Source organism: Caulobacter mirabilis, assembly GCF_002749615.1.
Taxonomy (GTDB): Bacteria; Pseudomonadota; Alphaproteobacteria; order Caulobacterales; family Caulobacteraceae; genus Caulobacter; species Caulobacter mirabilis.
The window spans coordinates 214,557-235,379 of record NZ_CP024201.1; the positions used below are offsets into that span (position 1 = coordinate 214,557).

At 70.7% G+C, this 20,823-nt stretch carries 20 protein-coding genes; 12 read left to right on the forward strand and 8 right to left on the reverse strand.

The window, feature by feature from the left end:
• The first annotated feature begins 34 nt into the window (after window positions 1–34).
• Window positions 35–790 (forward strand): hypothetical protein, encoded by a 756-nt coding sequence (locus tag CSW64_RS01085; protein WP_099620355.1) that lies wholly within the window; start codon window positions 35–37, stop codon window positions 788–790.
• Here CSW64_RS01085 and CSW64_RS01090 read toward each other — a convergent pair.
• Complete coding sequence (locus tag CSW64_RS01090; RefSeq protein ID WP_099620356.1) at window positions 787–1,380, reverse strand: nucleotidyltransferase family protein; 594 nt, start codon at window positions 1,378–1,380, stop codon at window positions 787–789. The two genes, CSW64_RS01085 and CSW64_RS01090, sit on opposite strands and share 4 nt — an antisense overlap.
• Before the next feature lie 29 nt (window positions 1,381–1,409).
• Here CSW64_RS01090 and moaA point away from each other — a divergent pair, with 29 nt between their 5' ends.
• The 5 genes from moaA to moaC are packed head-to-tail and all read left to right on the forward strand — an operon-like array spanning window position 1,410 to window position 4,157.
• Complete coding sequence (moaA, locus tag CSW64_RS01095; RefSeq protein ID WP_099624067.1) at window positions 1,410–2,441, forward strand: GTP 3',8-cyclase MoaA; 1,032 nt, start codon at window positions 1,410–1,412, stop codon at window positions 2,439–2,441.
• A 1-nt stretch (window position 2,442) separates the two neighbouring features.
• Window positions 2,443–2,679, forward strand: coding sequence for a MoaD/ThiS family protein (locus CSW64_RS01100; RefSeq protein WP_099620357.1), 237 nt, complete (start codon window positions 2,443–2,445; stop codon window positions 2,677–2,679).
• A gap of 1 nt (window position 2,680) precedes the next feature.
• On the forward strand, window positions 2,681–3,130 hold the full coding sequence (locus CSW64_RS01105; RefSeq protein WP_099620358.1) for a molybdenum cofactor biosynthesis protein MoaE: 450 nt from the start codon (window positions 2,681–2,683) through the stop codon (window positions 3,128–3,130).
• Window positions 3,127–3,678 (forward strand): molybdenum cofactor biosynthesis protein B, encoded by a 552-nt coding sequence (gene moaB / locus CSW64_RS01110; protein WP_099620359.1) that lies wholly within the window; start codon window positions 3,127–3,129, stop codon window positions 3,676–3,678. Before CSW64_RS01105 ends, moaB begins: the two co-directional genes overlap by 4 nt.
• The gene (moaC, locus tag CSW64_RS01115) at window positions 3,675–4,157 is read left to right on the forward strand and encodes a cyclic pyranopterin monophosphate synthase MoaC (protein WP_099620360.1); all 483 of its coding nucleotides are present in this window, start codon (window positions 3,675–3,677) and stop codon (window positions 4,155–4,157) included. Before moaB ends, moaC begins: the two co-directional genes overlap by 4 nt.
• Window positions 4,158–4,425: 268 nt before the next feature.
• On the opposite strand, the gene CSW64_RS01120 is transcribed toward moaC, so the two are convergent.
• On the reverse strand, window positions 4,426–5,397 hold the full coding sequence (locus tag CSW64_RS01120) for an XdhC family protein (protein ID WP_099620361.1): 972 nt from the start codon (window positions 5,395–5,397) through the stop codon (window positions 4,426–4,428).
• A gap of 99 nt (window positions 5,398–5,496) precedes the next feature.
• Here CSW64_RS01120 and CSW64_RS01125 point away from each other — a divergent pair, with 99 nt between their 5' ends.
• From CSW64_RS01125 to CSW64_RS01135, 3 genes are read left to right on the forward strand one after another with little or no spacing between them, the layout of a single operon-like run.
• Window positions 5,497–6,540: an aminotransferase class III-fold pyridoxal phosphate-dependent enzyme gene (locus CSW64_RS01125; RefSeq protein ID WP_172448413.1), complete on the forward strand. Its 1,044-nt coding sequence runs from the start codon at window positions 5,497–5,499 to the stop codon at window positions 6,538–6,540.
• On the forward strand, window positions 6,537–7,412 hold the full coding sequence (locus CSW64_RS01130) for a bifunctional regulator KidO (protein ID WP_099620363.1): 876 nt from the start codon (window positions 6,537–6,539) through the stop codon (window positions 7,410–7,412). Before CSW64_RS01125 ends, CSW64_RS01130 begins: the two co-directional genes overlap by 4 nt.
• A gap of 34 nt (window positions 7,413–7,446) precedes the next feature.
• Window positions 7,447–8,154 carry a glycosyltransferase family protein gene (locus CSW64_RS01135; RefSeq protein WP_099620364.1) on the forward strand — a complete coding sequence of 236 codons (708 nt, stop codon included), beginning with the start codon at window positions 7,447–7,449 and terminating at the stop codon, window positions 8,152–8,154.
• Here the strand turns inward: CSW64_RS01135 and CSW64_RS01140 are convergent.
• Together CSW64_RS01140 and CSW64_RS01145 are read right to left on the reverse strand one after the other, a co-directional pair.
• Complete coding sequence (locus CSW64_RS01140; protein ID WP_099620365.1) at window positions 8,151–8,738, reverse strand: hypothetical protein; 588 nt, start codon at window positions 8,736–8,738, stop codon at window positions 8,151–8,153. The genes CSW64_RS01135 and CSW64_RS01140 overlap by 4 nt on opposite strands.
• A gap of 100 nt (window positions 8,739–8,838) precedes the next feature.
• Complete coding sequence (locus CSW64_RS01145) at window positions 8,839–9,732, reverse strand: retropepsin-like aspartic protease (RefSeq protein ID WP_172448414.1); 894 nt, start codon at window positions 9,730–9,732, stop codon at window positions 8,839–8,841.
• Between the two features lie 71 nt (window positions 9,733–9,803).
• Here CSW64_RS01145 and CSW64_RS01150 point away from each other — a divergent pair, with 71 nt between their 5' ends.
• Entirely contained in the window at window positions 9,804–10,322 is a 519-nt protein-coding gene (locus CSW64_RS01150; RefSeq protein ID WP_099620367.1) for a PadR family transcriptional regulator, read from the forward strand.
• A 3-nt stretch (window positions 10,323–10,325) separates the two neighbouring features.
• Here the strand turns inward: CSW64_RS01150 and ald are convergent, their stop codons facing one another.
• Entirely contained in the window at window positions 10,326–11,441 is a 1,116-nt protein-coding gene (ald, locus tag CSW64_RS01155; RefSeq protein WP_099620368.1) for an alanine dehydrogenase, read from the reverse strand.
• 167 nt (window positions 11,442–11,608) lie between these two features.
• Here ald and CSW64_RS01160 point away from each other — a divergent pair, with 167 nt between their 5' ends.
• Window positions 11,609–16,711 carry an alpha-2-macroglobulin family protein gene (locus CSW64_RS01160; protein ID WP_099620369.1) on the forward strand — a complete coding sequence of 1,701 codons (5,103 nt, stop codon included), beginning with the start codon at window positions 11,609–11,611 and terminating at the stop codon, window positions 16,709–16,711.
• Between the two features lie 9 nt (window positions 16,712–16,720).
• Window positions 16,721–18,754: a penicillin-binding protein 1C gene (gene pbpC, locus CSW64_RS01165; protein WP_099620370.1), complete on the forward strand. Its 2,034-nt coding sequence runs from the start codon at window positions 16,721–16,723 to the stop codon at window positions 18,752–18,754.
• Here pbpC and CSW64_RS01170 read toward each other — a convergent pair.
• Genes CSW64_RS01170 through CSW64_RS01180 form a run of 3 tightly spaced genes read right to left on the reverse strand, consistent with a single transcriptional unit; the run spans window position 18,744 to window position 20,667 of the window.
• Window positions 18,744–19,367 carry a carbonic anhydrase gene (locus tag CSW64_RS01170; protein WP_099620371.1) on the reverse strand — a complete coding sequence of 208 codons (624 nt, stop codon included), beginning with the start codon at window positions 19,365–19,367 and terminating at the stop codon, window positions 18,744–18,746. The genes pbpC and CSW64_RS01170 overlap by 11 nt on opposite strands.
• Window positions 19,368–19,378: 11 nt before the next feature.
• The gene (gene maiA, locus CSW64_RS01175) at window positions 19,379–20,020 is read right to left on the reverse strand and encodes a maleylacetoacetate isomerase (RefSeq protein WP_099620372.1); all 642 of its coding nucleotides are present in this window, start codon (window positions 20,018–20,020) and stop codon (window positions 19,379–19,381) included.
• A complete protein-coding gene (locus tag CSW64_RS01180) occupies window positions 20,020–20,667 on the reverse strand; it encodes a fumarylacetoacetate hydrolase family protein (protein ID WP_099620373.1) in 648 nt (215 codons plus the stop codon). The genes maiA and CSW64_RS01180 overlap by 1 nt, the downstream gene beginning before the upstream one ends.
• Between the last annotated feature and the right edge of the window lie 156 nt (window positions 20,668–20,823).

Sequence of the window (20,823 nt, forward strand, 5' to 3'; positions counted from 1 at the left end):
AACATAACGATTCACAATCGTATCGAGGAACAGAATGGTCTCGGCCCTCTTCCGGCATGTCGAAGCCCTCCAGGCCGGAGCGCCTTGGGACGATTTCCTCGACGCCGGGACAGGGGTGAACTCCAGCCTCTGGAGCACCGGGCTCGGAGTATCGCGCTGGGTCGGGGTGACCGGGTCCTCGGGCCACGCCGCCCAGGTGCGTGACGCCGTCGGCGACCGGTTGCGGCCGCAGGACCAGCTGATCGTCGGCAACTGGACCGATCCGGGCCTGCTGCGCGGCGAACGGTTCGACACGGTGCTGGCGGACTATCTGCTCGGCGCGGTCGAGGGGTTCTCGCCCTACTTCCAGGGCGACCTGTTCGCGCGGTTGCGGCCCCTGGTCGGGCGGCGCCTCTATGTCGTCGGCCTGGATCCCTATGTCGTCGGCGAGATCCCGGATGAGGCGGCGGCGATGACGCGGGCGATCGGTCGACTGCGAGACAGCTGCCTGCTTCTGGCCGACGAGACGCCCTACCGCGAGTATCCGGCTGAGTGGACGGTGGCGGCGCTGGAACGATCGGGCTTTCGCGTGCTGTCGGCGCGGCGCTTCGCCAACCGCTATCGCGAGCGCTGGGTGAACAGCCAGCTGGACATGGCCCTCCGCCGATTGCCGAAGATCGGCGACGCCGAACTGGCGGCGGCCCTGGAGGTCCGGATCGGGGCCCTGCGCGCGGAAGGGCTGGCGCTTTGTCGCCGCGACGGCGGCCTGCGCGCCGGCCACGACTGGGTCATCGCCTGCGAGCCGGTCTAGGGCCGCTCGTCGACGTCGAACAGGACGCCGTCGTCTCTGGTCTCCACAAGGGCCAGATCGTCGCCCAGGGCGGCGAGCAGGCGGCCGGCGCCGCGATCGCCGGTCTGCGAGGCCAGGGTCGGATAGAGTTTGGCCGTGAACAGGACGGGATGTCCGCGCACGCCGCCGCATTGAGGCGCCGCGGCCCAGGCGGCCGTGTCCAATGTCTGGGCCAGGCGAGCGGCGAGATCGTGCGGCACGCGCGGCATGTCGCCCAGGAACACGAACACCCCGGCGCTGCGCGGCGGCAACGCCGCGACGCCCGCTCGCAGGGAGGCGGCCATGCCCTCGGCATGGTCGGCGGCGTGGACCAGCCGCAGGCGCTCGACCTGGCGGTTTCGGCTGGCCCAGCGGCTCGCCACTTCCAGCACGCGGCCGTCGGCGCCCCAGACCACCGTCACCGTTCGCACGGGCGCCGCGAAGGCTGCGGCCAGGGCCCCGTCCAGCAAAGGACCTCCGCCTAGGTCGGTCGACAGCTTGCTTCCGCCGAACCGGCGTCCGGCGCCGGCGGCCAGAACGATCGCGTCGAGTTTTCGAACCCCTGTCGCCAAACCGTCCCCCGGCCTATGTTGTGGTCCTGATGCGAGCGTATGCCTCCAGTCCGGCCCCGACGCCACGGTCGAAACTGATCGACGGCTTCGGTCGCGAGGTGACCTACCTGCGGGTTTCGGTCACCGACCGCTGCGACCTGCGCTGCGTTTACTGCATGTCGGAGCACATGACCTTCCTGCCCAAGGCCGAGGTGCTGACGCTCGAGGAGCTGGAACGGATCGCCTCCGCCTTCGTCGGACTGGGCGTCCGCAAGCTGCGGCTGACCGGCGGCGAACCCCTGATGCGCAAGGGGTTCATGACTTTGGTCGAAGACCTCTCACGGCATCTGAAGTCGGGCGGCCTTGACGAGATCACCCTGACGACCAACGGCACGCGATTGGCGGCGTTCGCCGAGGATCTGGCGCGGCTGGGCGTCCGCCGGATCAACGTCTCGCTGGACACGTTGAAGCCGGACCTGTTCCGACGCCTGACGCGCGGCGGCGACCTGGCCAAGGTGCTGGCGGGGGTCGAGGCCGCCCAAGCGGCCGGTTTGTCTCTGAAGATCAACGCCGTCGCCCTGCGCGACGACAACGCCGCCGAGATACCCGACCTGATCCAGTGGGCGCATGGCCGGGGCCTGGACATGACCCTGATCGAGACCATGCCTCTGGGCGAGGTCGAGGCCGACCGCACCGACCAGTTCCTGTCCCTGGCCGAGGTCCGGCGGACCCTCGCCAGCTACTGGACCCTGACGGACCTGCCGCTGAACACCGGCGGACCGGCGCGCTATGTCCGGGTCGAGGAGACCGGCGGGCGGCTGGGCTTCATCACCCCGCTCAGCCACAACTTCTGCGAGGCTTGCAACCGTGTCCGCCTGACCTGCACCGGCACGCTGCACAGCTGCCTGGGGCGCGAGGACGCCGCCGACCTGCGCGCGGTGCTGCGGGCCGGCGGAAGCGACGCCGATCTGGCCGACGCCATCCGCCTGGCGATCGACGCCAAGCCGAAGGGCCATGACTTCCATATCGGGCGCGGCGAGGCCCCGGCCGTGACGCGCCATATGTCGACGACCGGAGGCTGAGGTGGCGCGGGTGCTGTTGTTCGGACGCCTCGCCGACGTCGCCGGCTGGCGTGAGCGGGTGATCGAAGGCGACCGTCTCGGGGACATCCGCGTCGCCCTGGCGGACGACCTCGCCCTGGCGGAGGCCCTGGCGGGGCCCGGCGTCCAGGTCGCGGTCGACCGGGTGATCGTGCGGGGCGAAGCGGCTCTGGCCGCCGGATCGGAAGTCGCCTTCATGCCGCCGATGAGCGGAGGCTGAGATGGGCGTCGTCCTGCAGTCCGAGCCCTTCGACCCCGGGGTCTTGTTGAGCGCCTTCTGCGCCGGTCGGTCGGAAGCGGGCGCGGTGGCCAGCTTCACCGGACTGGTCAGGGCGGAGGGCGGTTCGACCGAAGTTCTGGAACTGGAGGCCTATCCCGGCCTCACCGATGTCGAGATCGCCAAGATCGCCGTCGCGGCCGTCGAACGGTTCGGCCTGCTGGGCTGGCAGGTCACTCATCGCGTGGGCCGGATCGCGCCGGGGGAGCCGATCGTCTTCGTCGCCACGGCCGCAGGCCATCGCCGCGAGGCCTTCGAGGCCTGCGACTACCTGATGGACTACCTCAAGAGCCGAGCGCCCTTCTGGAAGAAGAGCCATGGCCCCGACGGCGCCCGCTGGATCGAGCCGACCGCGCGCGATAGGACCGACCTCGAACGCTGGGAGACGCCATGACCTCGCCTTTTCCGATCGGCGGCAAGATCGACGAGAGCCTGCCTCTGACGCCGGTCCGGGTGGCCGTGCTGACCATCTCCGACACTCGCGACGAGGAGAGCGACACCTCCGGCCACATCCTGGCCGAGCGGGCGAGGGCGGCGGGCCACGAGCTGGCCGAGAAGCGGCTGGTTCCCGATGACGTCGACGCCATTCGGGTTCAGATCAACGCCTGGGTCGCCTCGGGCGGGGTGGACGTGATCGTAACCACCGGCGGCACCGGCATCACCGGCCGCGACGTGACGCCCGAAGCCGTTCGCCCGCTGCTGGACAAGGAGATCGACGGCTTTTCGGTGATCTTCCACCTCGTCAGCTACCAGACGGTCGGCCTCTCGACGCTTCAGTCCCGCGCCCTGGCCGGGATCATCAAGGGCGTCTTCATCTTCTGCCTGCCCGGCTCGAACGGGGCGGTGAAGGACGGTTGGGACAAGGTCATCTCGGCCCAGCTCGACAGCCGTCACAAGCCCTGCAACATGGTCGAGCTGATGCCGAGGCTTCTCGAAAAGTGAGCCGGCTCACCCACATCGACGAGGCTGGCAGGGCGCGGATGGTCGACGTCTCCGACAAGCCGGCGACGGCGCGCGAGGCGGTCGCGACCGGCCTCGTTCGCATGGACGCGGCGACGCGCGATCTGGCCCTGGGCGGACAGGCGAAGAAGGGCGACGTCCGGGCGACGGCCGAGATCGCCGGCGTCATGGCGGCCAAGCGGACCAGCGACCTGATTCCCCTATGCCATCCCCTGGCCCTGTCGAAGGTCGAGGTGGTCGTCGAGCCGCACGACGAGGGCCTGGCCGTGACCGCCCGGGTCAAGACCACCGGCCCGACCGGCGTGGAGATGGAGGCCCTGACCGCCGTCGCCGTCGCCTGCCTGACCATCTACGACATGCTCAAGGCCGCCGACAAAGGCATGACCATCGACGCCGTCCGCCTCGAGACCAAGACGGGCGGCGCGTCAGGGGGCTGGAAGCGCGGCGAGGCCGCAAGCTAGCTCCCCTCGAACCCGCGGCTATCCACGTCGACGCGGGGGCCGGCTATGCTCAGCCTGAAGGCCGCCGACCGTATGACGTGGTGATGACCATGGTCGAATTGCAGTTTCGCGGGCGGCGTCTGGGGGTCTCCCTGGGCGGATGAGGATCCGGCGCACGCATGACCGGGGATCCGACATGAACCATCGTCCAGCTGCTGATCGCCGCGCCTGGATGGGAGGAGGCGGCGGATGCGGTGCTTGATTGGGCGCGCGGTCGCGGCCTCCCGCGCTAGAGCTCCGCGGCCAGTCGAGCCGGCCCCGCGACGACCGGCTGGGCATGGCGCACGGCCATGATCTCGGCGATGACCGATACCGCCACCTCCCAGGGCGCCTTGCCGCCCAGGTCGAGGCCGATGGGAGCGCGGAGGCGGGCGAGGTCGCGCTCTGACAGGCCGGCGACACGCAGGCGTTCGAGCCGTTCAGGCATCCGTCGGCGGGCGCCCAGCAAGCCGACATAAGGCGCTGGCGAGGGCAGGGCGGCGACCAGCGCGGCGTGATCCAGCTCGATGTCATGTCCGCATACCGCCACCGCCGTCCAGGCGTCGAGGCCGGCCAGCGCCGGTCCGGGGTCCTGGCGATCGTAGGAGACGCCGACCAAGGGCGGCGAGGTCGCGGGGCCTCTCGGGCGGACCAGCCGGGTCTCGAACCCCGACTGGGCGCCCAGCTGGGCTGTTGCGAGCGCGGTCGGGTCGCCCCCCAGCACGACCAGCCGCCAGACCGGATCGTGGCGCACGACGACGGCGCGGGGCCAAGCCGGAGCCTGGTCGCCGCAGGTTCGACGGCGTCCGTCGCTGGCCCAGATCGCCGGGCGGCGTGCGTCCAGGCGTCGAAACAGCTCGGCGGTCGCCGGGTCGTCCGGCGCGATGCGCTCGAGCAGGATCTCGATCCGGGCGCCGCACAGCAGCCGGATGTCGGGCCATGGGCTGCCGGCGCCGTAGATCAGACGCCGCGGCTCGCCGTCGGCGCGGCAGGCGCGGGCATGCCCGGCGACGTCGCCCTCGACGCAGCCGCCGGAGAGGAAGCCCGACGCCAGATCGGATCCGAACACCATCTGGGTGCCGACAGGCCGGGGGCCGCCGCCGTCGAGCGCCGCGATCGTGGCGAGGACCGCGGGCGCGCCGCCGGCCAGAACGTTCCGCAGAGCCGACCTCTGGTCGTCGGCCAGGCCGTAGATCGGCCAATCAGGCAGGGGCTCGTCCATCGCGTCAGATTAGCGACCGCACAACGGTCTCGATACCGCTTCCTTAAGCTTCTCCGGGCCATGGTTATCCCGACCTTCACCACAAGCGCAGGAAACCCGATGGGTCGCGCCGCCTTCATCGTTCCGCCGTCGGCTCCGAAAGGGTGCGTCAAGCCGCGCGCCTTCGGCTGCCGCCTGTGGGACGCCGATGGGGGCGAGCGGATCGATTTCGACATGGCCGGCGGCGCGGCCATCCTGGGGCATGGGCATCCGGGCGTCGAAGCGGCCATCGACGCTGGTCCGCCCGCGGAAGCCGACGTACGCGCCGCCCTGGCCGATCTGCTGCCGGGGGCGCCGGGCATCTGTTTCACCGCCGAGGAAAGCCAGGCCCTGCCGGCGGCGATCGACGCCGCGCGTCGGGCCACGGGCCGTCGCCGCGCCGCCGTATGGGAAGCCTCCGTCGGGCCGTTCGGCGGGGCCGGAGACCTGGCGGCTGTCGTGGTTGACCCCTTGGGCATGCGGCCCGCTGAGCTGAAACGGATCCGCGAGGACGCCGACGCGACCGGCGCGGTGCTGATCTTCGACGAAGGCGCGTCCGGCTTTCGCGTCCATGAGGGCGGCGTCCAGGCCCTGTCGGGCGTCACGCCCGATCTGGCCGTGTTCGGCGCCCAGATCGCCAATGGCCGTCCGATCGGCGCGATCGCCGGGCGTTCGGACCTTATCGCCGCCTTGTCCGAAGACGATCTCGCGCCGCCGCGTCCCGAGGCCCTGGCGGCTGCGGCGGCGACGCTGACCCACCTGGCCGTCGCCCCGGTCGCCCAGCATATTGGCGTGCTCGGCGCCGAACTGATGGCCGAGGTCACGCGGCTGGCCGAAGCCGCCGGCGCGACGCGCTGCTTCCGCATGTCCGGCGATCCATCTCTGCCGGCGCCGTTGTTTGGCGCGCCCTGGCTCGAGGGACTGTGGCTGCGCGAGATGGCGGCGCGGGGCCTCAGCATCATCGGGCCGCACGCGATCAGCGCGGCGCACGACGAGGCCGAACTGGCCCGGCTGATCGCCGCCTACGTCCGTATCCTGCCGTTGATGGTCGATCAGGCCCGCCCGCCGGAACGTATCCGCCGCGGCGCCTTCGCCTTCGACGCCCGTCCAGAAGGACTCGCATGAACCCGTTGCTGTCCAAGCTCGGCCTGGGGTCGTCCCAGTTCGTTCCCGGCGGATCGAGCCAGGCGCGCGGCCGTCCGCCCGAGGTCGAGGTGCGCGAGGTGCTGACGATCGCCGCTCGCGCCGGCCTGGGCGTGTTCGACGTCTCCGGCGCGCATGGCCGTTCGGAAGTTCTGCTGGGCGAAATGATGCCGCGGCCCGTACCGTTCCGTCTGACGCTCAACGCCGCGCGGCCCGACCGCGGGCCGGACTTCGTCGAGGCGGAGGCCCGCGCCAGCCTCGCCCGCATCGCGGTGGAGGGCGCCGACGCCATCGTCGCACCGCTGGCCGCGGACCTGTTCAGCCCGCACGGCCCCGCCATGTGGGACCGTCTGCTGCGTCTGCGCGACTCCGGCCTGGTCAAGAAGATCGGCATCGCCCTGCACGCCACCGATGATCCGGTCGGGGTGGTGAAGCGCTTCAAGCCTGACCTGATCCAGGCGCCGGCCTCGCTGCTGGATCAGCGCATGCTGGCCGACGGCACCCTGGAGCGGATCGCCGGCATGGGGGTCGAGGTGCAGATGCGCTCGATCTTCCTGAACGGCCTGCTGTTCCTGCCGTTGGATCGTCTGCCGAACAATCTCAAGGGGGCTTCGCGGGGGCTGTCGCGCGCTCGCCGCCTGATCGCCGAGGGCCGCAGCGATCCGCTGCAGGCGGCGCTCGGCTTCGCCCTGTCCCGGCCTGAAGCCAGCGCCGTGCTGGTCAATGTGGCCGGCGCCGCCGAACTGTCGGCCGTGATCGCCGCCGCCTCGAGTCCGCCGCCGGACCTCGACTGGGACGAGATGGCGATCGACGACCCGACGGCCCTCGACCCTCACCGCTGGGCCGCCGCCTAGGAAGCGACCGCCGGCTCAGAAGGAGCGTTGCGTCATGATCCTCACGATCGTCCAGGCCCGGATGGGCTCCAAGCGTCTCCCCGGGAAAGCCCTGGCCTCGTTGCACGGGCAACCGATGATCTGGCGGCAGCTGGAGCGTCTTCGCGGCGCCCGCTGCGGGGCCAAGGTGGTCGTCGCGACCAGCTGCGAGGCCTCCGACGATCCGCTGGCCGGCTGGCTGGTGTCGCAGGGCCAGGCCGTGTTTCGCGGCGCGCCCACCGATCTGCTCGACCGGTTCACGCGCTGCGCCCTGTCGGCCGGCCCGGTCAGCCACGTGGTGCGGATCAAGGGCGACGCGCCGTTCGTCGACGGCCGGCTGGTCGACGAGGCCGTCCGACTGGCCTGGACCACCGGAGCCGCCTACGTCTCCAATCGCGAGCCGGCCAGCTACCCGGCGGGCCTGGAGGTCGAGGTGGTGACGATGAGCGCCTTGGCCGAAGTTGCAGCGGAGCCTCGCGAGACTCTCGCCCGGGTGTCGCCCACGGCGGCTATCCGATCCCGACCCGATCGCTTTCGGCAGGCCAGTTTCCGGCATCCGCGCGACCTGTCCGGTTTCGACTGGCGGGTGAAGACCGCCGCGGACCTGGCGTTCGCGCGTTCGGTCTATGCGGCCCTTCATCCAGCGGACCCCGATTTCGGTCTGGAGGATGTCCTCGACCTCGTCGGCGGCGGCATCGATCTGGCCAGCTACGCCGCGGCCTAGGTTCCGCCGAAACCGCCTGTGTAGGCGACCGACATCAACTTGTAGGCCTTCAGCCACCCCTGGGCCCATGCGGCCAGGTCGGGGTTCGCCGCGCCCTCCGGGCTGCTGATGGCGACGTCCTGCGCCGGCGTCGGATACACGAGCTGCTTCTGTCCGGCCCAGCTCAGCCAGACGGGCAACCCTCCGCTGCGGATGAACATGTCGATCGCTTGGCTGGCGACGGGGTGGTCGAAGTCGGAGGGGGCGTTGATCGCCCGCCCGACGATGTAGACGTGCTCATAGAGCGATGGGGCGGGCCTGTTGCTGTCGATCGAGAAAACCACGCCGCAGCGATCGGGTCGCGCGCTTTCCGGCATGGCCCCGATGCGACGCCAGAGGCAGAACCATCCCCGACAGACGTTGGGTCGGGTCTCGTAGATCCCGCAGGCCTTGCGCGTGCAGTGCGGACACAGGGAGTCGGCGGGCTTCCGAAGCTCCGGCGTATCGATGTTCAGGGTGTAGCAGCAGACGACGCAGTCGCCGCATTCGCGGTTCGGCGCGAGGCCGCCGAAGGGCGGAGGCAGTTCTCTGGCGGCGCCTGACATGGTCCCTCGCAGGCCGGTGGAGCGGCCTGATTCAGGCGGCGAGTTGAACAGGCGTCTCGAACGCGCGCAAGCCGGCCGGGGCCAATCGTGCGCCCATCGGCTAGCGGACGCCGCCGTCGACTACCCAGGTGCGGCCGTCGACGGGATCGAAGGCCAGCGTCATCCGTCGCAGCACCGGCAGGCCGATGTTGGGATGCCCCTTCGGAATGAACCTGACGAGGGGATTGTGCAGGGTGATCGGCCCGACCTGCACGTCGCCCGCGATCCGGCCCTCGAATATCGGTTGGCTGCTGCCGGCCGAAACGACCCGGCCGTTCTTTTCCAGCTTGCCGGACAGGGGCAGCTTCGCGGCCAGCTCCAGCGGAAGCAGCAGCTCCGAATCGCTGCCGGTGTCGAGGATGGCCTGGACCGTCAGTCCGGGAAGCGAGACCGGCAGGGCCGGGAGGCCCGTGGCGGCGCCGCCAAGATAGGGCGCGCCGGGGCCGTCCATGGTCTTGATCGCGCTCTTCGGCAGGATGCGGAGCTCGGACTTGCGCAGGTCGAGCACCGTCAGCTTTTCTGGGAAGCTGTTGGGACCGAAGATGCCGATCTCGTCGGTGTTGTCATAGTCGAAGACATTGGCCGGACCGTCGGCGACCGGAACGCCGCCCAGCCGGACATCGGCGAGACGGGTATGGTAGCCGGGGACGGGCTGGCCCGAGGTGTCGATCGAGGTCGAGGGGCCGAGGCGGGGGAGACCGAACTTTGCGGCGTAGGTCGTGTCGAGGATGTTGTCGTTGGTGCCTGTATCAAAGACCACCGGAGCCGGCGGATGATCCCCGATCCGCATCATCACCAGGACGCGTTTCGATGACTGGTAGAGGGGAATGACGGCTTCCGCCCGGGACTGCTCCGGCCATGGAAGAAGCCCGCCGCCCGCCCAGGCCGCGCCGAGCGCCAAGGCGCCGCCGATCGCGGCGACGGCGGGGATGAGGAGCAGGGACGGCCTGGCCATGATCATCTGGTCGGTCTCGGCGACTTGCCAACAATGATACTAATCGTACTATTTGGAATGCAGGGTGCAAGATGAAATCTCCGGGCGGGGAGCTCACGGAACTGGAAGGCGCGGTGCTGTCGGAGATCCACCACCGCAACGCCACGACCGCGTTCAAGGTGCGGCGCGCCTTCCAGGTCTCGCCGTCGCTGGAATGGAGCGGCAGCGCCGGCGCGGTCTACCCGGCGATCCGTCGGCTGACCGCGGCCGGTCTGATCGAGGCTCGGCCCACGACATCCGGTCGCAAGACCAGCCTCCTGGCGCTGACGGCCGAGGGCGTCGCTCGGCTGGCGGACTGGATTTGCGATGCACGTCGGGCGATCAGCGTCGGGCTCGATCCCTTCCGCCTGCGGTCCGGCATGTGGGACTTCCTCGACGCTGATCGTCGCCAAGCCGCCCTGACCGAGGCGTTGGCGGCGCTGAACCAGGAGCTGGCGTTCCTGGCGGACTACCTTTCGCGGCTCGACAAGGTGGAGCGGCGGCGGGTCGAGCTGTCGATCGTGTTGCAGAAGGCGCGGATCGCCTGGATCGAGGAGGAGCTGGCCCGCTGAGGGCTATTTCCCCCAGACGTGGAACGGATCGGCCCAGGGCTTGCCCAGGGCCTCGGCGACCGCCGGGTGGGTGAGCTCGCCCTTCAGCACGTTCAGCCCCTTGGCCAGGTGCGGGTCCTTCTCCAGCGCCTTCAAGTCGTTGTCGGCCAGCGCCAGACCGAACGGCAGGGTCGCGTGGCCCAGCGCCTCGGACGAGGTGCGCGGCGCCGCGCCCGGCATGTTGGCCACGCAGTAATGGACGACGCCGTCGACGACATAGGTCGGCTCGGCGTGGGTCGTCGGATGGCTGGTCTCGAAACAGCCGCCCTGGTCGATCGAGACGTCCACCAGGACCGAGCCCGGCTTCATGCGCGACAGGTGCTCGCGTTTGACCAGCTTCGGCGCGGCGGCGCCGGCGGTAAGGACCGCTCCGATGACCACGTCGGCCTTGAGGATCTCCTCCTCGACCGCGTCGAGCGTCGAGTAGCGGGTCAGGACGCGGCCCATGAAGATGTCGTCCAGCTCGCGCATGCGCGGGATCGACCGTTCCAACACCACGACCTCGGCGTTCAGGCCCATGGCCATGCGGGCGGCGTTCATGCCGACCACGCCGCCGCCGAGCACGGCCACGCGCGCCGGCGGCACGCCCGGCACGCCGCAGAGCAGCAGGCCCATGCCGCCGTTGTGCTTGAGCAGGGTCTCGGCGGCGGAGAACACGGCGATGCGGCCGGCGACTTCCGACATCGGCGCCAGCAGCGGCAGACCGCCCCGCGCGTCGGTCACGGTCTCGTAGGCGATCGCCGCGCAACCCGATTTCAGCAGGCCCTCCGTCTGGGCGGGGTCGGGCGCCAGGTGCAGGTAGGTGAACAGGATGTGGCGCGGCTCCAGCCGCTCCCATTCGACCTTCTGGGGCTCCTTGACCTTGATGATCAGATCGGAGTCCCGGAAGACCGCGGCCGCGTCGGGCGCGATCTGGGCGCCGGCCCGCCGGTAGGCCTCGTCATTGTAGCCGGCGCCCAGCCCGGCGCCGGATTCGACGAGGACCTGATGTCCCCGGGCCACGTATTCGCGGACGGCGGTGGGCGTGAGCCCGACCCGGTACTCGTCCGGTTTGATCTCGGCGGGCACGCCTACGCGCATGGTCGTTTCCTCATGTCAGCGTTCCGGGGAAAATGTCGCTGCGGCGAGTGGGCGGTCAAGCACGATAATTCCAACAGTTGTTCGGATTGATCCGTTGTCGTGGCGCGATTGACCGTTTCGCGCGCTTGGGATCACATCCGCGGAATGCTTTGGCTGGGAGTAGGCTCATGGCTCCGACGGATGAACCGCCGGTCGAATCCGCTTCGTCCGCGCCGGCCCCGGCCAAGCCCGCGCCGTTCTGGCGCCGCGCCTTCTGGAAGGACTGGAAGGCGCCGGCCGTCGCGACCGGCGTCGCCGCCCTGATTCTCGGCTTCGGCGGCGGCTACGTCACCGCGGGCGGGATGCCGGCCTTCTTTGGGGGCAAGGGCGGCGCCGAAGGCTCCACCGCGTCCGCTCCGGAGCCGACCGGCCCCAAATGGTCGCTGTTCGGCAAGCCGCGCGACGCCGGCGCGCCCCGGCGCGGCGTTCCCAAGCCCGAGGGTTTCGCGGTCTGGAAGACCCGGCTCGACACCAGCCGCAGCGAGCCGCTGGCCTGTATCGAGATGAGCAAGCCGCTCGACCCGTCGAAGGCCTACGCCGATTTCGTCCTGATCTCGCCCGACACCGGCGGGACCCCGGCGGTCAGCGTCAATTCCAGGAACAAGGCGGAGCTCTGCATCGGCGGCCTGGGCCTGACGGAGCGCCGCGTGACCTTGCTCAAGGGCCTGCCGGGGGCCGGCGGCCAGACGCTGGCGGCCAACGCCGACGTCGACTTCACCTTCGGCGAAAAGCCCCCTTACGTCGGCTTCGCGGGCGACGGCGTGATTCTGCCCCGCGAAGACGCCGACGGCGTCGGCATCGAGACGGTCAACGTCTCGCGCCTCCAGATCGAGGTCTGGCGGGTCTCCGACCGCAACCTGGTGCGCAAGTCGATCAGCGCGCCCGAGCCGACCGGCGAGGGCCAGTGGCCGAGCGACTACGGCGACGACAGCCCCGACGACGAGGGCCGTGTGGTCTGGAAGGGCGACGTGGCGGTGCGCGGCGGCCAGGGCGAACGGGTCACCACCGTCTTCCCGCTGGGCGCGGTGCTGAAGGAGATGTCGCCAGGCGGCTACGTCATCAAGGTTCGCGACGCCTCCTCGGGCGTGAAGTCCGACGACGACGACAGCGGCGAGGGGACCCAGCCGGCCCAGGCCCGCCGCTGGATCGTCTTCACCGACATGGCGATGATCGCCTACGACGGCGCCGAGTCCCTCGACGTGGTCGTGCGTTCGCTGAAGACCGCCAAGATCCAGGCCGGGGTGCGCGTCGCCCTGGTCGCCCGCAACGGCGAGGACCTGGCCGAGGCCAAGACCGACGGCTCCGGCAAGGTCCGCTTCCCGCGTCCGCTGCTGCAGGGCGAGGGCGCCATGCGGCCGAAGATGGTCATGGCCTACGGGCCGCAGGGCGACCTGGCCGTGCTCGACCTCGACCGCTCGCCGGTCGACCTGAGCAAGCAGGGCATGGGCGGCCGCAACGCGCCGGGCGGGGAGGACGTCGACGAGACCGGCGGCCGCAAGCTGGACAGCGACATCGACGGCTATCTCTACGCCGACCGCGGCATCTACCGCCCCGGCGAGACGGTTCACCTGGCGGCCCTGATCCGCGACCGCGCGTCCAAGGCGGTCAAGGACCGCAAGGGCGTGATCGTCGTAAAGCGCCCCTCGGGCGTGGAGTTCAAGCGCATCGCCTTCGACAACGCCCCGACCGGGGCGGTGACCAGCGACGTCGTGCTCCCCAAGAGCGCGCCGCGCGGTCGCTGGAAGGCCAGCCTGCAGATCGAGGGAATCAAGGATCCGGTCGGCGAAATGGCCTTCTCGGTCGAGGACTTCGCACCTCAGCGGCTGGCCGTCGACACCGAGGGCCGCAAGGACACGCCGGTGGCCGCCGGCGAGACCCGCTCGGTGGCGGTCACCGCACGCTTCCTCTACGGCGCGGCGGGCGCGGGGCTGCAGACCCAGGGCGAGGCGCGGGTCATGGCCGACCCGAACCCGTTCCCGGCCTACAAGGACTACCAATGGGGCGACCAGCAGACGGCCTTCCCCGAGAAGTTCATGGAGCTGGGAACCAGCGTCACCGACGGCGAGGGCAAGGCGACCCTGTCGTTGGCCACGAACGATCTGCCGGAGACCAGCGCGCCGCTGAAGGCCACGGTCACCGCCTCGGTGTTCGAGCCGGGCGGCCGGCCGGTGCGCGAAAGTCTGTTCCTGAAGGTCCGCACCAAGCCGCTGTACCTGGGCGTGAAGGTCGACCAGGGCGACGCCACGGGCGGCGACGCGGCGCCGGTCAGCCTGGACGTGATCGCGGTCGACAGCCTGGGCAAGCGCGTCGCCGCGCCGGGCGCGACCTACACCCTGATCTCGGAAAACTGGAACTACGACTGGTTCCAGCAGGACGGCCGCTGGCAGTGGCGGCGCACCAGCCGCGACGTGATCGTCCAGCGCGGTGCACTGAACATCGGCGCCGGAAGCTCGGCGAAGGTCTCCCGCAAGCTCGGCTGGGGCGACTACCGCATGGTGGTCGAGGCCCCGAACGGCGTGAAGAGCGTCATCCGCTTCGCCGCCGGCTGGGGCGCGCCGGCTAAGGACGCCGAGGCGCCGGACTTCGTCCGCATCACCGCCGGCGACAAGCCGGTCGGCCAGGGCGACAGCGTCACCCTGACCATCAAGGCTCCCTACGCCGGCGAGGCCCAGGTGGCGGTGGCCACCGACCGGGTCATCGACTTCAAGACCTTCAGCGTCGGCGAGAAGGGCGGCAGCGTCACCCTCAAGACCAGCGCCGCCTGGGGCGGCGGGGCCTATGTCCTGGTCAGCGTGATCCAGCCGCGCGACCCGACCGCGACGCCCAAGCCGCGCCGGGCGCTGGGCCTGCTCTACGTTCCGCTCGATCCGAAGGGGCGCAAGCTGACCGTCGAACTCGGCACGCCGGCCAAGCTCAACAGCCGTGAGGCTGTCGAGGTGCCGGTGGCGGTGAAGGGCCTGGGCCTGGGTCAGCGGGCCAAGGTCACCATCGCCGCGGTCGACGAAGGCATCCTGCGCCTGACCAAGTTCGACAGCCCCGATCCGGCCAAGTGGTACTTCGGCAAGCGGGCGCTGACGCTCGACTACCGCGACGACTACGGCCGCCTGCTCGACCCGAACCTGGGCGCGCCGGCCAACGTCAACTTCGGCGCCGACCAGCTCGGCGGCGAGGGCCTGACGGTGACGCCGATCAAGTCGGTGGCCCTGTGGTCCGGCGTGGTCGAGACCGGCATCGACGGCAAGGCGAAGATCAAGCTGCCCGCCGCCGAGTTCAACGGCGAGCTTCGGGTGATGGCCGTGGCCTGGACCGACGAGGCCGTCGGCTCGGCGTCCAAGCCGATGACGGTGCGCGAGGCGGTGGTCGCCGACCTGAACCTGCCGCGCTTCCTGGCGCCGGGGGACAAGCCGGTCGCCACGCTCGAACTGCACAACGTCGAGGGCGCGGCCGGCGGCTACCAGGTCGAGACCAGTTCGACCAACGGCCTGCAGATGACGCTCAAGAAGCTGTTCCAGCTGGTGCTCGGCCAGCGGATCGCCGAGCGCATCCCGTTCCTGGCCCCGACCCGGACCGGAATCGGCGAGGTCGGCTTCAAGGTCACCGGCCCGAACAACTTCGCCACCGCCAAGACCTATCCGCTGCAGACCCGCATCGGGTGGAGTCCGATCACCCGGACCACGGTCGAGCTGCAGAAGCCGGGCGAAAGCTATACCCCGCCGGCCAGCCTGCTCTCGGGTCTGGCCGCGGGCGACGTGTCGCTGCACGTCAGCTACTCGCCGTTCAAGGGCTTCGACCCGGCTCCGATCGCGGTGTCGCTGTCGCGCTACCCCTACGGCTGCACCGAGCAGGTGATCTCGGTCGCCTATCCGCTGCTGTTCGCCAACGAGTTGGCGCCGGATCCCAAGCGGCGGAGCAGCTCGGCGGCCCTGAACGACGCGGTCGGACGCCTGCTCGACCGGCAGACGCTGGACGGCGCCTTCGGTCTCTGGCGTGTCGGCGACGGCGAGGCGGACGCCTGGCTGGGAGCCTACGCCACCGACTTCCTGTGGGAGGCCAAGGTGCGCGGCGCGCCGGTGCCGGATGCGGCCCTCGACCGCGCCCTGGCGGCCATGCGCCAGATCAGCCGGCCGGAAGGCTGGGCCAACGTGTCCTACCGCCTGGAGTATCCGGAGTGGTGGGGCCGCAACGGCGACGAGTCCAAGGCCGCGACCAAGCGGATGCGCAGCCGGGCCTCGGCCTATGCGCTGTACGTCCTGGCCAAGGCCGGCCGTGGCGACCTGGCGCGCCTGCGCTGGTGGCACGACGTCCACATGAAGGAGTCGAACGACCCGCTGGCCAAGGCCCAGGTGGGCGCCGGCCTGGCCCTGATGGGCGACAAGGCCCGCGCCCGCTCGGCGCTGCGCAAGGCGGTTGCCTCGCTCGGCCATCGCGACGACGCCGACTGGTACCAGAGCCCGCTGCGCGACACGGCCGGGATCATCGCCCTGGCCTATGAAGCCGGCGAGGTCGATATCGCCCGCGATCTTCAGAAGCGGCTGGAAGGCGCCGTGCGCGACCCCGACAGCCTGAACACCCAGGAGCAGGCCCGGCTGCTGCAGGCGGCGTCCTTCATGCTGAAGGCGGCCGGGACGATGAAGATCGACGCGACCGGGGCCAACGCGATCCCGACGGCCGGCCAGATGCGCTGGTCGGTGGGCAAGCTGGCCGACGCCCGCTTCGTCAATCGCGGCGGCGGCGCGCTGTGGCGAACGGTGACCGTGCGCGGCACGACCATCGCCGCTCCGATGGGCGAGTCGAACGGCGTCAGCGTCGGCAAGCGGTTCTTCACCATGACCGGCGGCGGGGTCGATCCCTCGGCCCTGAACCAGGGCGACCGGGTGATCGTTCTGGTCAGCGGGCGCTCCGCCCAGGGGCGCACCCTGCCGTTGGTCATCGACGACGCCCTGCCGGCCGGCTGGGAGATCGAGACCACGCTCAGCCCCGAGGACGCCAAGGAGGGGCCATTCAAGTTCCTCGGCGAACTCAGCGGGGTGGACGTGCAGGAGGCGCGCGACGACCGCTACATCGCGGCGATGGACCTGGCGGGGAACAAGACCTTCGCCGTGGCCTATGTCGCGCGGGCGGTGACGCCGGGCGACTTCTTCCTGCCGGCGCCCGAGGTGCGGGACATGTATCGGCCGAGCGTCAACGCGCGCGGCTCCGCCGGGCGGACGATCATTGCGGCCGGGAGCTAACCCGGTCGCGTGCGTCGCTTCGTCCTTGGTCTGATCGCGTTCCTGGCGGTCGAGGTCGTGGTCGTCGGCCTCGACGCCTTGTTTCCGCCGAACCTCTCGCGCGGCGAGCGGTCGTCGCCCGTCACGCTGGATCGGCGCGGCGCCTGGCTGCGCGCCCTGCCGGTCGAGGACGGTCGCTGGCGCCTACGGGCCGATCTGAGGCGGACGGATCCTTCCTTCCTTGCCCGGCTGGTCGCCATCGAGGACGAACGGTTTCGAGAACACGGCGGGGTGGATCCGAAGGCCGTCGCGCGGGCGGCCGGCCAGGCCTTGCTGCGGGGGCGCGTGATCTCGGGGGCCTCGACCCTCAGCATGCAGACCGCGCGATTGCTCGAACCCCGGCCGCGGACGTTCGGGGCAAAGCTGATCGAGATGGTCCGGGCCGCGCAGATCGAGGCCCGCTACAGCAAGCGCGACCTGCTGGCCCTGTACCTGACCCTAGCCCCTTACGGCGGCAATCTTGAGGGGGTGCGGGCGGCGAGCCTGAGCTGGTTCGGCCATGAGCCGGAGACCCTGACCCTGGGCGAGCAGGCGTTGCTGATCGCGCTGCCCCAGGCGCCGGAGGGGCGTCGGCCGGACCGTTTCCCGACCCAGGCGCGGGCCGCGCGCAATCGGGTCTTGGACCGCATGGCCGACGCCGGGCTGGCGAGTCGGGCGGCGGTCGAAGAGGCCAAGACCGAGCCGTTGCCGACTGGACGCGAGCGGTTCCCGTCCCTGGCCTGGCACGTCGCCGGCGAGCTGGCGCGCGAAGCCCCGACCCGGCAGGCGACGGTCCGCAGCACCCTGGATGCGGCCCTGCAGGCGCGGCTGGAGCCGCTGGCCGCCGCCTATGCCCGGCAGCAGGGACCGGAGGCGACGGCGGCGATTCTGGTCGTCGAGATCGAAGGAAGGGCCGTGCGAGGCGCGGTCGGGTCCGGCGGACTGGACCGCGCCGGCGGCTGGATCGACATGACGACGGCCCTGCGTTCGCCGGGCTCGGCCCTGAAGCCCTTCGTCTACGCCTTCGCCTTCGATGACGGCGTGGCTGCGCCGGACACCCAGATCGAGGACGTCGCGACCCGCTTCGCCGACTATCAGCCCGAGAACTTCGACCGCACCTTCCGCGGCAAGGTGACGGCGCGGGAGGCGCTGTCGCATTCGCTGAACGTGCCCGCAGTGGCGATGATGGAGAAGGTCGGGCCGTCCAGTTTCCTGGCGCGGCTCGAGGCGGCCGACGTACGGCTGGTGCGGCCCAAGGCGGAGACCAAGGCGCCGGGCCTGGCCCTGGCCCTGGGCGGCGAGGGGATCACCCTGCGCGACCTGGCGGTGCTCTATGCGGCGTTGGGCGACGAGGGCGTGGCGAAACCGCTGGCCTGGACGGAGGAGGAGGCGCGGCGGAACGATCGGTCGCGCGGAAGCCGGCTGGTGCGGCCCGAGGCGGCGCGGCAGGTCCTGGACATCCTGCGCGAGGCGCCGCCGCCCAAGGGGCGGATTCCGGCGGCCCTGACCCGTGGCGGGCCGGGCATGGCCTACAAGACCGGCACGTCCTACGGCTTCCGCGACGCGGTCGCGGCGGGCGTGGTGGGAGGTTATGTCGTGATCGTCTGGACGGGGCGAGCCGACGGCGGCGCACGCGGCGGCCTGACCGGACGGGAGGCGGCGCTGCCGATGCTGTTCGACGCCGCCGATGTTCTGGCCGCGCCGAGCGCCGCGCCGCCGCGCATCGCGCCGAAAGGGGCTCCGGCGGCGCTGGCCACCCTGCAGAAGGCGGACGCCGGGCCGAACCTGATCTTCCCGCCGGACGGGGCGACGGTGCAGGTCGAGGGCTATGGGCCGGGTTCGCGCGGCCTGGTGCTCGCGGCCGGCGGCGAGGGGCTGCGCTGGTACGCCGACGGCGCGCCGCTGGCGGTGGACGCCGTCAGCGGGCGGACGGTCTGGCGGCCCGCCGCAGCGGGCTTCTACGAGCTGACCGTGATCGACGGCGCGGGCCGCGAAGCCCGCGCCAAGGTCCGGATCAGGAACTGATCCCGGCCAGTTCCTCATACTCGGACGGGTTGGTCACGGTGACGTTCAGGTCGTTCACCAGTCCGTTCGACAGGCGGTAGCACCAGCCGTGCACGGACAGCGGCTGGCCGCGTTTCCAGGCGTCCTGGACGAACAGGTCCGAGGCCACGTTCTGCACCTGGCGGATGACGTTGAGCTCGCACATCCGGTCCCAGCGTTCCCTTTCCTCAAGGGGCTCGAGATCGTGGCGGTGAGCCTCGTGAACCTCGCGAATCGGGTGCAGCCAGTGGTCGACGAGGCCCAGCCGCAGGCCGTCCATCGCCGCCTTCACGCCGCCGCAGCCATAGTGGCCGACGACCATGATGTGCTTCACCTTCAAGACCTCGACCGCGAACTGCAGCACGCTGAGGTAGTTGGCGTCCTGCGGCGGGGCCAGGTTGGCGACGTTGCGGTGCACGAACAGCTCGCCCGGATCCAGGCCGACGATCTCGTTGGCCGGGACGCGGCTGTCGGAGCAGCCGATCCACAGGTACTCGGGGCTCTGCTGGTTCTCGAGCCGCTTGAAGAAGTCCGGGTCGACCTCGGTCTTCTTCACGGACCAGGCGCGGTTGTTGGCTTTCAGGTCGTCGAGCATGCAGGTCCTGCCTATTTCGCCGCGTCGGGCTGGTTGTTCGGATGGGCGGCCGCGATCGCCGGGTGCTCGCCGGCGCGGGCGGCGGCGGCGGCGATGGCCGGGTAGGGAGCCATGTCTACGCCGAAGCGGGACGCGTTGTAGACCTGGGGCACGATGCAGACGTCGGCGATGGTCGGCGTGTCGCCGAAGGCGTAGCCGCGGCTGTAGCGGGCGACCATCGGCTCCAGCGCGACGAAGCCGTCGTTAATCCAGCGGTGGACCCAGGCGTTCCGCGCCGGCTCGTCCAGCCCCAGGCCGGACAGCGCCTTGAGGATGCGCAGGTTGTTCAGCGGGTGGATGTCGCAGGCCACGAGCAGGGCCATCGCCCGGACGGCCTGGCGGTCCAGCGGGTTCTTCGGCAGCAGCGGCGGCTCGGGCCGGGTCTCCTCCAGCCACTCCAGGATCGACAGAGACTGGGTCAGGACGCGGCCGTCCTCCAGCACCAGCGAGGGCACCAGGTTCTGGGCGTTGAGAGCGTGATAGGCCTCGCTGCGCTGCTGGCCGGCGACCAGGTCGACTGGAACGTAGTCGTAGGCCACGCCCTTGAGGTTCAGTCCGATGCGGACCCGGTAGGGCGCCGAGGCGCGCCAGGCGCTGTGCAGGGTGAGCGTCATCAGACCACCTTGAAATCGATCACGCCGACCCCTTCGATCTCGCCGGTCACATGGTCGCCGCGGACCAGAGCCGAAACGCCCTCGGGCGTGCCGGTGAAGATCAGATCGCCGGGTTGGAGCGCCCAGAGCTTGCCGGCCTCGACAAGAATCTCCTCGACCGACCAGATCATGTCGGAGACCTCGGCCTGCTGCCGGATCTCGCCGTTGACCGACAGGGCGATACGTCCTTGCGGGATGCGGCCTTCGAACGGGCGGATGGCGCCGATGGGCGCGCTGGCGTCGAAGCCCTTGGCGGCGTCCCAGGGGTGGCCCTTGGCCTTGGCCACGGCCTGCAGGTCGCGGCGAGTCAGGTCGACGCCGACGGCGAAGCCGAAGATCGCGCCATGCTCGCCGACCGCCACGACGAGCTCGACCTCGTGGTGCAGGTCGGTGGTGGCGGAAGGGTAGGGAACGTCCTGGCCCGGAGGGACAATCGCGTCGGCGGGCTTAGTGAAAAAGAACGGCGGGTCCCGGTCGTCCCCGCCCATCTCGCGCCGGTGGGCGGCGTAGTTGCGCCCCACGCACAGGATGCGGCGCACGGGAAAGGACCGGTCCGAGCCCTCGACGGGAACGACCGGTTGCGGGCGGATCGGGACGGCATGGGTCATGAGCGCGCTTGTTAGCCGAGCGCGAGCGCGATGTCTCGTCACGAGCGCGCGCGTCTCTCTGTTCTCGGAATTAACCAGGCTTCAAGGGTCAGGAGGCTTCTTAACCAGGCGTTGTCGCGATGCCGGGGCTCTCGCAGTGAGACGTCCCGGCCCGCG